This is a genomic window from Streptomyces sp. SM10, from assembly GCF_002910915.1.
GTDB lineage: Bacteria > Actinomycetota > Actinomycetes > Streptomycetales > Streptomycetaceae > Streptomyces.
This window is the reverse complement of sequence record NZ_NEUF01000056.1, coordinates 1-11,652: the sequence shown is the minus strand read 5'-3', so window position 1 is coordinate 11,652 and position 11,652 is coordinate 1. Positions and strand designations below refer to the sequence as shown.

Below are 11,652 nucleotides of genomic sequence, written 5' to 3'. Positions count from 1 at the left end.
CCTGGTGGATGGCGGGGTCGTAGCAGGTGCCGTCGCGCCAGCAGGCCCACATCACGCGAAGCCAGGCGCGGGCCAGGATGCGGATGGCGTGGGGGTGTCGTTTCTGGCGGGCTCGGGCGTCGTTGTAGATTTTCGCGGCCCAGTCGCTGCCGTGCCGGCTGTTGTCGGCGAAGGCGGTCAGGGCGACGCGGGCTCTGCGGTTGGTCGCGAAGCGGAAGGCGACGGTGCGGGACTTGCCCGACGCTCGGGTCACGGGGACGACCCCGGCCTCGGCGATGAGCTGCTCGCTGGTGCGGGCGCGTTCCAGGAGCGGGCCGATCTCACCGATGATCTGGCCGAGGCTGACCCTGCCGATGCGCGGCATCGTCGCGAACAGCGGCGCGTAGGTGTGGGTTTCGACCGCCTCGGCGATGGTCTTGTCCAGCGTGCGGATGGTCGTGCGGATGCCCTTCACCAGCTGGACCTGGACCTGGACCAGCTGCTCGACGACTGCCTCGCTGAGGCGGGAGGCCGCCTTCGGGGCCGTCCGCAGGCGTTCGATCAGGACACCTCCGGGCTTCCTGCCGGAGTAGCCGTGGCGCTTGCACCAGGCTTCGAGGCGTCCGGCGGTAAGCCTCGCGGCGGAGGCCGGGGTGGGGTAGCGCTCCAGGAAGGCCATGGCGATGTCGCTGTCGAGGTTGGCGAACACGGCCTTGCCTCCGGGCCAGTGCATGTCCAGCAGCGCGGCAAGCTGGTTGACCGCCGCGATGCGGGCCTCGACGTGGTCGGCGCGGGTCCGGGTGAGGGCCTGCAGATCGAGGGTGGCCTGCTCGGTGGGCTCCAGCCGGGGCAGCAAGTGGCCGTCGGTGCGCAGGTAGTCGGCGAGTTTCATGCTGTCGCCCGCGTCGGTCTTGGCCTTGCTGGCGCCCCAGCGCGGGCGCATGGCGTGGAAGGCGTTGGGATGCACGGGCACCACCGGGTGGCCGGCAACCAGCAGCCGGTCCACGGCCAGGCCGCGGCTGGTCTCGATCATCACGGGCAGATCCGCCGGGGCTCCGTGCTTCCCCAGCCGGGCCAGGGTCCTGGCGAATCCCTCTTCGGTGTGGGCGAACTCCCACCGGTCCACGCGTTTTCCGGCGTCGTCCATGACGGTGACGTCATGGGTCTCGGTCGCCCAGTCCCATCCGATGAACACGAAAGAAGTACTCCTGTGACGTCGACGGAGCACCTGCCCGGTGGTGGTGAGGTCGTCTGCCGGGAGCTCATTAATCGGCCCTCTGCGGGGCGTGTCCCTGAAGCCGATCAGACGGCCTCGGCCCGGCGGGGCTGGCGGAACTCATGCTGGCCGTCGAACGGCTCGCACTACTGGCCATGCACCCACCGGGACCGAGAGGTCACAACCCTACCGAAGAGGGCTGCAGAAGGGATGGTCCTCTAATGAGCACAGCGACGCTTTCCCGTTCTTCGTCCACCACTCCGCCCTCCCGTCCGAAGCGGGACTCCGCGGGCCGGACCAGGATCGGCCTGCGGAACAACCTCCGGCACATCGGCGCCCTCACCCGGCGCAACGTCATGCAGATCAAGCAGGACCCCCAGTCGATGTTCGACGTCGTGCTGATGCCGGTCATCTTCACCCTCCTGTTCGTGTTCGTCTTCGGCGGCTCGGTGGGCAAGGCGCTGGGAGGCGACAGCGACGCGTACGTCAACTACGTCGTACCGGGACTCATGGCGATGCTGGGCATGAACATCGCCATGGCTGTCGGCAGCGGCGTCAACGACGACTTCCAGAAGGGGGTCATGGACCGGTTCCGGACGATGCCGATCGCCCGGTCCTCGGTGCTGATCGCGAAGATCGTGGTGGAGCTGGGCCGGATGCTGATCGCCATCGTCGTCCTGTTGGGCGTTGGCTTCGCACTCGGGCTGGAGATCAAGACCTCGGTGCCCGGACTGCTCGCGTCCGTCGGACTGTCGGCGGTTTTCGGCTCCTCGCTGATGTGGATCTTCATCCTTCTGGGACTGACGATGAAGAACAATCAGACCGTGCAGGGCATGGGACTGCTGGTGCTGATGCCCCTGCAGTTCGGGTCCTCCATCTTCGCCCCGCCGTCCTCGATGCCGGGCTGGCTGCAGGCGTTCACGGACTACAACCCGCTGTCCAATCTCGCGGACGCGGCTCGCGGCCTGATCAGTGGTGGGCCGGTCGCCCACTCCGCAGTCGTGACCCTGGCCTGGGCGGCGGCGATCACCCTGATCACCGCGCCGCTCGCCGTCTCCAAGTTCCGCCGCAAGACCTGAACCCCGCCGCGCACCGACGGGACGGTTCAGACGGCCGTCAGGGAGGCTGCCTCATCCACGGTGAGGCAGCCTCCCTCGGCGTACAGCACCTTGTAGGCGGCGTCCGTCAGACCGGCCCGGACCGCTGACTCGGCGTTCTCGTAGGAGGCGCGCTCCTGCGCGGCGGGAGAGTAGCCGGGCGGCAGCAGGGCGTCGGCCGCTCCCAGCAGCCGGGCCGCGTTCGCGACCCGGTCCGCGCCCCCCAGTCCGGCCAGCGCGCGGGCCATGGTCATCAGGTGTACAGCCGGCATCTGGGGCGCGACCAGCGCGCCCAGCGGGTCCCGGGCCCGGGCCAGCGCCTCGCGCGCCCGGCCGAGGGCGTCGGCGTAACGCCCGTCCAGATTGGCCGTCCAGGCCAGCAGTCCATGCACGAGTCCTTCGAACATCGCGAGACCGGAGTACCTGAACGTGCCGAGCAGCCGCTCCAGTTCGACACGCGCCTCCGCGGTGCGGCCGGTGCTGTTCAGCCGGACGGCCAGTGTCATCCGCGCGGCGGGCTCGACCATGTGACTGTGCCGATCGGCCTCGGCAAGTACCTCACGCAGCAGTGCCTCGGCCTCCGCGCCCTGTCCCGGCTCCGTCATGACACCGGCCAGACGGGTCTTCAGCACGGCGGCTTGGGAGAGCGCGCCCAGTTGCTGCGCGTGCCGGATCGCGGCGCGGAAGTCCTCCGCGGCTCGGGCGTGGGAACCGATGCGCTCGTAGGACTCGCCCCGCACGGACAGAGCCTCAGCCGCGCCCCAGGAATCACCGAGCCGGGTGAACAGCGCCAGGCTCTCGTCCGCGTCCAGGGCCGCTTCACCGGCCCTGTCGCCCCGGTTGGCCAGCATGTTCGCCCGCAGTTGGAGGGCGGAAGCCAGATCCCAGTCGTCACCCAGTGAGCGGCAGGATTCGACGGTCTGGTCCACGAGCCGCAGCAGACGGCCCGGCTCGCCGGTCAGCATGACCGCATGGATCCACAACACTCCGGGAGTGCGGCAGGTCTGCGGCACACTCAGGCGGTAGACCTCGATGATCCGTCCGCAGTACTCCACCGCTTCGGGCATGGTCTCCTCGTCGAGCTCGTGGCTCATGGAGGCGAGATGGATGAGCCGGACGCCGCGCCGCGCTTCGACGAGCACATCCGGAGCCATGGGCGGTGGGGCATCGGTGCAGCGTTCGAACAGCGGCGAGGCGGGCACCGTCGGGGCGGCGAACGGGTCGGGGCCGAGCGAGGCGACGGCTCCGGACCAGTGCCTGGCGTCGGCCCGCAGGTCGCGGATCTGCCAGTACCAGGAGAGGGCGTGGACCAGGGAGAGCGCCTCGTGCTCGTCCTCGGCGGCCACCGCCCGGCGCAGTGCGGCCCGCAGGTTCTCGTACTCGATCTGGAAGACCGCGATCGCCACCGTCTGTCCGTGTCCGCGCAGCAACGGGTCGGTGCGGCGGGCCAGTTCCCGGAAGTGGACGAGGTGACGGCGTTCCACCTCTGCCCGCCTCCCCGACTCGTCCAGCCGCTCGGCGGCGTATTGGCCGATCGTCTCCAGCAGCCGGTAGCGCATGCCCGTCCCGGCAGCGGTCGGCGCTGTCGCCACGACCAGCGACTTGTCCACGAGTGAGCCGAGCAGACCGATGGCGTCCGGTCCGCAGACCGCCTCGACCGCCGGCAGGTCGCAGTCGCCGGCGAACACGGACAGTGCGCACAGTGCGGCGCGTTCTTCGACACCGAGCAGGTCCCAGGACCAGTCGACGACTGCCCGCAGTGTCTGCTGCCGGGGCAGCACGGTCCTGGCCCCGCCGGCCAGGAGCAGGAAGCGGTCGTCGAGCCGGTCCGCGATCTGCCGGGGGGTGAGTATCCGCAGCCGGGCGGCGGCCAGTTCGATGGCGAGGGGCAGTCCGTCCAGCCGTCGGCAGATCTCGGCGGCGGCCTCCGGGTCGTCCTCGGGCCGGAAATCGGGCCGTGCGGCGGTACCGCGTTCCGCGAGGAGCCGCAGGGCCATCGGGCCGGGCAGGGGCTCCACGCGGCGCAGGACCTCACCCGGCACCCCGAGGGGTTCACGGCTGGTGGCCAGGACGGTCACCCCCGGGCACCGGGCCAGAACCTCCTCCGTGAGCAGGGCCGCCGCCGCCACGACGTGTTCGCAGTTGTCGAGCAGCAGCAGCATCCTTCGTCCGCCGCAGTGCTCGGTCAGCCGGACCAGCGGTGCGTCCCCGCTCCCACGGTCGACGGCACGCAGTTCCTCGGTCTTCGCACCGGGCAGCACGGTCTGACGGGCGCCGAGAGCGGTGAGTACCACCTCGGGCAGCGTCGACGGGTCGTCGACGGGGGCGAGTTCGACAAGCCACACACCGTCCGGCCAGCGTCGGCCGACGTCGGCCGCCTCGGCTGCCTCCATGGAGAGACGTGTCTTGCCGGCACCTCCTGGCCCGAGCAGGGTGACCAGCCGTGCGTGCACGAGGGCGGTCCCGATGGACGCGATGTCGTCCTGCCGCCCGACGAAGCTGGTCAGGCGCGCCCGGAGCCCGCCCCCGGGCCTCGGAGGTTCCTCGACGGCCGTCTCCTGCCCGCTCGGGGTCAGCAACTCGGCGTGCAGAGAGCGCAGTTCCTCGCCCGGGTCGGTGCCCAGTCGTTCGGCCAGGTCGCGGCGCAGCGCCTCGTACGCGTCGAGTGCCTCAGCCGTACGGCCGGTGGCCCGCAGCGCCCGCAGCCGCAGTGCCTGCAGGGGTTCGTCCAGCGGGTGTTCTTCGCACAGAGCCATGAGCTCGGGCGACGCCTCCTCGGCCCGCCCGAGTGCCAGCAGCGCACCGAGCCGCCCTCGACGGGCGGCGAGCAGCCGGGTGCCGAGCCGGCCGGCTTCGGCGCTGTGCTCGGGCAGATCTGCGAGAGCGGGCCCGCCCGGCCACAGCGCGAGGGCCTCGTCGAAGAGGGCGAGGGCGGCGGCTGGGTCGTCGGCAGCCAGGGTGCGGGTGCCGTCGCGGGCCAGCTGTTCGAAACGGTGGGCGTCGATGTCGGCCGGGGCCGCGCGCAGCGCGTACCCGCCGTCGGCCGAGGCCACCGTTCCAGGACCGAGGGCCCTCCGCAACCTGCCCACCAGCGCGTGAAGGGCACCGGCCGCGTCGGCGGGGGGCAGGTGCACCCAGACCGCGTCGACGAGGACCGCCACCGGGATGCTGTGCCCCGGCCGCAGGGCGAGGGCGGTGAGCAGCGCGCGCAGCCGGGCCCCGCCGACAGCGACGGGGGTTCCGTCCTCGCGGAAGGCACGGGCGGGGCCGAGAATCTGGAAGCGCACACGTCCATTCTCGCGGATACGTCCGTCGGGGGTACGGCAAGGGCCGGAGCGAAGCCTTCCTGGCACCGGCTTGGCCCGCCGGCCGACGGCTGCAGCGAGAGTCTCCTAGCCGTGTAGCGGATACACACCACTGACCGGGAGAACCCGGAAAGTGTGACAGGAGGTGGCACGTGACCTGCGTCTCACCCACCGGTGGCGGCAGTCCGCCGCACTGTCACAGCCGGCCGGCGGAGGACGAGACGGCAGGTGGGAGCGAGGGGGACCGTACGGAGGTGCTCTCTTCAGCGCGATGCCAGCCAGTCCGCGTAGCGGGTGGGAGCGAGCGAGGCGTCGGCCTTGCCCGTGAGGACGTCGCCACGAACGGCGGCGAACATGCCGGCGGTGTCGTCCGTGGTGACGGTACGGCCGTCGGAGCGGGCCGCGAGCGTGATGCGGCCGAGTTCGTCGAGCGAGAAGACCTCGGGCCCCGCGATGTTGTGGATCCCCCGGAGGGGTTCGCCCGCCGCGACCGCGGCGACCGCGTCCGCCACGTCCTGGGCGGCGATGGGCTGGATGGGGGTGGCGGGCAGTCTGACGGTTGCGGCGTCGGCGGTCCAGCTCATGACCGCGTCGACGAACTCCATGAACTGGGTGGCACGGACGATGGAGTACGGGATCGGCCCAGCGGTGAGAATATCCTCCTGGAGGACCTTGGCGCGGTAGTAGTCCAGTTCGGGCACCTGGTCCACACCGACGATCGACAGCACGACGAAGTGGCCCACCCCTGCCTTCTGGCCCGCCCTCAGCAGGTTCTCCATCGACTGCCGGAAGAAGGCCGGTGAGGCCTCGTCGAACGTCGGGGAGTTCGTCAGGTTGACGATGACGTCCGCGCCCGCTGCGGCGTTCTCCAGGCCCTCGCCGGTGATGACGTCGACGCCCGTCGACTTCGAGTGGGGCACCGCCTCGTGTCCGCCCGCGTTCAGCTTCTCCACGACCTTCGAGCCGATGAGCCCGGTACCACCGATCACCGCGAACTTCATGACTGACCCTTCCGCCGGGGACCCGCATCCCTGTCGCAGATCACCGGTCCACTGAAACACGGGCGTCTCCGTGTCGCACGCGCTCCGTCCCACCCGGGCGGTGCGGCGGAGCACGGCGGGAACCGTCCCACGCGGCCGCCCCCGGTTCCACCGCGGACGTGCTCTTCGTGTTCGACCGTCACATGGACCGCTTCGCCTGCCTGCGGCTGCTCGGCAGGGTCATGCGGGGGGAGGCGGACCCGGGGGAGATCGCCGAGTCCGCCGGGCGCTTCGACAACCACTACGTGGAAAGTGCCGTCTGGAGCGCCGCGCTGAAGGCGTCGTGAACATGTGCCGCGTCCGTTGCGCCCGAGCCGGACGGGGACACGGCATGCGTGTGCTGCCGACTACCGGGTAGTCGGCAGCACAAGGCGCAACCGAGTGAAAGAAGGGGTTGTTCACCATGTCCGCCTCCCTCGTCGAAACCGTCGATATCAAGGCACCGGTCAGTGTCACCTGGGCGCTGTGGAGCGATGTGACGCAGTGGCCGAAGTTCCTGAGCCACGTGCGGCGGGTCGATCCGATGGACGAGCGCCGCTTCTCCTGGCAACTGTCTCTGCCGGGCGCCGACAAGGGCTTCGTCGCGGAGCTCACCGAGGTCGTCCCGGAGGACCGGATCGCCTGGAAGACGATCGAGGGCGTGCACCACGCCGGCGTGGTCACCTTCCACCGGCTCGACGACACCTCCAGCCGGGTCACCCTGCAGATCGAGTACGACCCCAGCGGATTCGTCGAGCGCCTCGGCGCGCTCACCAATCTCGACTCGGCGCTCGCCAACTACGACCTGGGAGAGTTCCAGAAGCTGGCCGAGTCCACGGTGGCCGGCGAAGGCCCGCAGGCGCTCTGACCAGGGCCTTTCCAGCAGGGCGTGGAGCGGGCACGGGCTCAGTGCCGTGACGGCGTGGGCGAACAGGATCGCCGGGTGACCGGATCGCCGGTTTCCGGGTGTTCTCCGCGCGGGTTCCCGTTCTGCGGCTCGTGAGCCGTCCCGCCTCCTCGCCGCTGTGCGGCCTCGGCCTCCCGCGCCGCTCTCGACCGGCGAGCGGTACGCAGCGGTGACTGTGTCCACTCGGCGAACCACCAGACGCCGGCCACCACGCAGGACCACAGGAGCCCGCCCAGCACCGCGCTCGGCCAGGGCGACCGCTCCGCCCATCGCTCCACGGCCGTCAGCGGCACCCAGCCGCTGAGCAGCACGGTCAGCTCTCGTACACGCCTATGCCTGAACATCTCGGCCCGCTACCCTGTCCGGCCGGGATTACGCAGCGTGATCCCGAGAAGTCCCCTTCCGTCCTGGGGTCCTGCCGGCGAGGGGGACGGGCACGGACCGGTCCGTGCCCGTCGGCAACCGTCTCTCCTCGTGGAAGGGGGGTTGTCGGCAGTGGCGGGAGCAGGTGGGATGACCTCATGGAGAAAGCGCTTTCACCGCTCGGTGCCGAACCTCCGGCGCCCTTCGACCACCTCGATCACCGCTACCGCGGCGAGAGCCCGGTCCGCACTCTCGGCCATCTCTTCCGTCCCGACCGTGGGCGGCTGGCCCTCGCGGTGGCCATCTTCGTCGTGAAGCACAGCCCCATCTGGCTGTTGCCGCTGATCACCGCGACCGTCCTGGACGTGGTCGTCCAGCACGGCCCCGAGTCGGGGATCTGGAAGTCCGCCGGAGCCCTCCTGTTCATCCTCGTGATCAACTATCCGCTCCACCAGTGGTACGTGCGGCTCCTCGGCGGCAGCATCCGCCGCATGGGCACGACCCTGCGCTCGGCCCTCTGCCGCCGCATGCAGCAACTCTCCATCGGCTACCACGCGCGGGTCAGTTCGAGCGTGCTGCAGGCCAAGGTGGTCCGCGACGTCGAAGCCGTGGAACAGATGGTGCAGCAGAGCTCCGACATGGGGCTCGGTGCCGTCGTCACCCTGGTCGGCGGGCTCGTCGTCATCGGCGTACGGGTGCCGGAGTTCCTGCCCGTCTTCCTCGTCGTCGTTCCCGCGTCCGGCTTCCTCGTGATGAAGCTGCGGAGCCGGCTTCGCGGGCACAACGAGTCCTTCCGGCGCGAGGTCGAGCAACTTTCCTCCCGCGTCGGCGAGATGACCACGCTCATCCCCATCACCCGCGCCCACGGGCTGGAGCGGACGGCGCTCGGCCGGGTCGACGGATCGCTGCGGCAGGTGTTCGCGGCCGGGCTGCGCCTGGACATGATCAACGGCCGGTTCGGGTCGCTCGCCTGGGTCATCCTCAACACACTCGGTGTCCTGTGTCTCACGGGCTCGGCGCTCGTCGCGTACCACGGCTGGATGCCGATATCCGCCGGGGACGTGGTGATGCTCAGTGCCTTCTTCACCGTCCTGACCGGTTCCGTGACGACCCTGCTGGGCCTGGCTCCCGTCCTCACCAAGGGCCTGGAGTCGGTGCGTTCGGCAGGCGAGGTGCTCCAGGCGCCGGACCTGGAGAACAACGCCGGAAAGGCCCGGGTCGACAGTGTGGTCGGCCGCATCGACTTCGAGGACGCCGGATTCGCCTACGAGGGCGGGGAGCCGGCGGTCGACGGCTTCACCCTCTCCGCGCGGCCGGGGGAGACCATCGCACTCGTCGGGGCGTCGGGTGCCGGCAAGTCCACGGTGCTCAACCTGCTGATCGGCTTCATCAGGCCCACCTCCGGCCGCATCCTCCTCGACGGCACCGACATGGCAGGGCTCGACCTCCGCACGTACCGGCGCTTCCTGTCCGTGGTGCCCCAGGAATCGATCCTCTTCGAGGGCAGCATCCGCGAGAACGTCACGTACGGCATGGCGGACACGGACGAGGACACGCTGATCCGTGCCCTTCGCGATGCCAACGCGCTGGAATTCGTGGACGGGCTCCCGCGGGGCCTGGACACGGTCGTCGGCGAGCGGGGTGCACGGTTGTCGGGCGGCCAGAAGCAGCGTCTCGCCATCGCGCGGGCCTTGATCCGTGACCCCCGGGTGCTGGTGCTCGACGAGGCCACCTCCGCGCTCGACAACCGTTCCGAAGGGCTCGTACAGGAGGCCCTCACCCGGCTCGTGCACGGCCGGACCGTCTTCGTCGTCGCCCACAGGCTCTCCACGATCCAGGGGGCCGACCGGATCGTGGCCATGGAGGGCGGCCGGATCGCCGAGGTGGGAACACACGAGGAGCTGCTGAGAGCGGGTGGCGTGTACGCCGGCCTGCAGCCCGTCCACCCGGGCTGAGGCGCGAACCCCGTTCGGGACCGGGCCGGTCGGCCGTCGGCCCGACGGCCGGGGGAGGCGGTCCGTCGGGTAGGTGACCCGGTGGAGGGGCGGGGCATCAGGAGAGCAGCCTGTCCGCGAAGGTCGCTCCAAGCCGCCTGCGTCCTGACACCCGGCAGGCCTCGACCGGAACGCCCCGGCGCTCTCCCGAGGCCGTCCCCCGCAGGCGTGCGCGCCGTGCGTACGCCCGGCCGGTATCCGTATCTCTGTACGGAGTTGGCGGCGAGCGGATTCGGCTGCCCGTGCGAGGCGTCATACCAGAGCGGGACGCCTGGCGGGCAACTTCGACAACTGCACGCCGGGCACGGGCGATTGACGACTACCGTGTGTTGCCGGTGATCAACGGTGGGCTCATATCGGTCGAGCCTGCCCCGACCGTTGACCCGGGCCTGACCGACCACCGTAGGTGTCACCACACGAATGCCGATTCCTGGTGCCCCACGTACCGAGGACGATGATGTCTCAACTTCGCGCACCCACCGCGCGACCGGAACGCCGCGAAGGCGGGCGGCACGGCCGTCCGGGTGGCCGTTCGCACTCGGCCGCGAACCGGCCGCGCGCCGCGCAGCCCGCCCCCGACACCCGTCTGCGACCGCAACTGCTGCGCACCGCCCTCCTGCCGACCGTGGCCGCCGTGCTCAGCGGGGCCGCAGCCGTCATCTTCACCATCCGGTCCTCCGGGGTCCGTCCGTCCGGCAGCCTCCTGGCCGCACTCGGCGGATCGGGGGCGCTGGCCGTGGCAGCCGTCGCGGCCGCTCTCCTCGGCGCCAACCGTGTGGCCGCCGGGGTCCTCGACCGCTGTCTGGCGCTCCGGCGTACCGGTGCCCAGCACCAGGCCGAGCTCCAGCGCCTCGTGGAACAGCTCCGCGACGGCGAAACCCTGCCGGCCCGGCGGGCCACCCCGGCCGCCGCCCCCGGTGCGGACGCCTTCGATCTCCTCGCCCAGGAGATGAGCCGTGCCCAGGACGACGCGGTGGCCGCGGTCGTCCAGGCCTCACAGCTCTTCCGGAGCAACGGGAACGAGCAGAAGGTCGAGGTCTTCGTCAACCTCGCGCGACGTCTGCAGTCCCTCGTGCACCGTGAGATCCAGATTCTCGACGAGCTGGAGCACGAGGTCGAGGACCCCGACCTGCTCAAGGGCCTCTTCCACGTCGACCACCTCGCCACGCGCATCCGCCGGCACGCGGAGAACCTCGCCGTGCTCGGCGGTGCCGTCTCGCGGCGGCAGTGGAGCAACCCCGTCACGATGACCGAAGTGCTCCGCTCGGCGGTCGCCGAGGTCGAGCAGTACCCGCGGGTCAAGCTGGTCCCGCCGATCGACGGCACCCTCCGCGGGCACGCGGTCGCCGACGTCATCCACCTCCTCGCCGAACTCGTCGAGAACGCGACGGTGTTCTCCGCCCCGCACACCCAGGTCCTGCTGCGCGCCCAGCGCGTCACGGCCGGACTCGCCCTGGAGGTGGAGGACCGGGGGCTCGGTATGCCCGGCCCCGAACAGAAGCGGATGAACACCCTGCTCGCCGACCCCGACCAGGTCAACGTCGCCCATCTCCTGCAGGACGGGCGGATCGGACTGTTCGTGGTCGCTTCCCTGGCCCGCAGGCACGGCATCGCCGTCCGGCTGCAGAGCAACATCTACGGAGGCACGCAGGCGGTCCTCGTGCTGCCCGAGGTCCTCCTGGGCATCGACATCGATGCCACGGCTGCCCCCGGGGCGCCCGTCCCTCCCCCCGGCCCCGTTCACCGGCCCCCCGGCCAGGACACGCCGCCCC

At 70.8% G+C, this 11,652-nt stretch carries 7 protein-coding genes and 1 pseudogene; 5 read left to right on the top strand and 3 right to left on the bottom strand.

Features of this window, described 5'->3' with window-relative positions:
- Positions 1–1,174 (bottom strand): IS110 family transposase (locus B9S57_RS07400; protein WP_103514727.1); only part of this gene is annotated, 1,174 nt, incomplete at its 3' end.
- A 242-nt stretch (positions 1,175–1,416) separates the two neighbouring features.
- Between B9S57_RS07400 and B9S57_RS07395 the strand changes: the two genes are divergently transcribed.
- On the top strand, positions 1,417–2,274 hold the full coding sequence (locus tag B9S57_RS07395) for an ABC transporter permease (RefSeq protein WP_103514726.1): 858 nt from the start codon (positions 1,417–1,419) through the stop codon (positions 2,272–2,274).
- Between the two features lie 26 nt (positions 2,275–2,300).
- On the opposite strand, the gene B9S57_RS07390 is transcribed toward B9S57_RS07395, so the two are convergent.
- On the bottom strand, positions 2,301–5,579 hold the full coding sequence (locus B9S57_RS07390) for a BTAD domain-containing putative transcriptional regulator (RefSeq protein ID WP_103514725.1): 3,279 nt from the start codon (positions 5,577–5,579) through the stop codon (positions 2,301–2,303).
- A 281-nt stretch (positions 5,580–5,860) separates the two neighbouring features.
- Positions 5,861–6,598, bottom strand: a complete 738-nt coding sequence (locus B9S57_RS07385) for an SDR family oxidoreductase (RefSeq protein WP_103514724.1) — start codon at positions 6,596–6,598, stop codon at positions 5,861–5,863.
- 131 nt (positions 6,599–6,729) lie between these two features.
- Between B9S57_RS07385 and B9S57_RS07380 the strand changes: the two are divergent.
- From B9S57_RS07380 to B9S57_RS07360, 4 genes and pseudogenes are all read left to right on the top strand, one after another.
- A pseudogene (locus tag B9S57_RS07380) lies at positions 6,730–6,924 on the top strand (cupin domain-containing protein); the annotation flags it as partial.
- Positions 6,925–7,040: 116 nt separating this feature from the next.
- Positions 7,041–7,484, top strand: coding sequence for an SRPBCC family protein (locus tag B9S57_RS07375; RefSeq protein WP_103514723.1), 444 nt, complete (start codon positions 7,041–7,043; stop codon positions 7,482–7,484).
- A 560-nt stretch (positions 7,485–8,044) separates the two neighbouring features.
- Positions 8,045–9,841, top strand: coding sequence for an ABC transporter ATP-binding protein (locus B9S57_RS07365; RefSeq protein ID WP_103514722.1), 1,797 nt, complete (start codon positions 8,045–8,047; stop codon positions 9,839–9,841).
- 496 nt (positions 9,842–10,337) lie between these two features.
- Positions 10,338–11,652: sensor histidine kinase KdpD (locus B9S57_RS07360; protein ID WP_103514721.1), on the top strand; the 1,315-nt coding region annotated here is incomplete at its 3' end.

Bases quoted from the DNA above. Each gene is read 5' to 3' on its own strand.
- B9S57_RS07375 (WP_103514723.1), top strand. From the start codon at position 7,041: ATGTCCGCCTCCCTCGTCGAAACCGTCGATATCAAGGCACCGGTCAGT.
- B9S57_RS07395 (WP_103514726.1), top strand. From the start codon at position 1,417: ATGAGCACAGCGACGCTTTCCCGTTCTTCGTCCACCACTCCGCCCTCC.
- B9S57_RS07385 (WP_103514724.1), bottom strand. From the start codon at position 6,598: ATGAAGTTCGCGGTGATCGGTGGTACCGGGCTCATCGGCTCGAAGGTC.
- B9S57_RS07365 (WP_103514722.1), top strand. From the start codon at position 8,045: ATGGAGAAAGCGCTTTCACCGCTCGGTGCCGAACCTCCGGCGCCCTTC.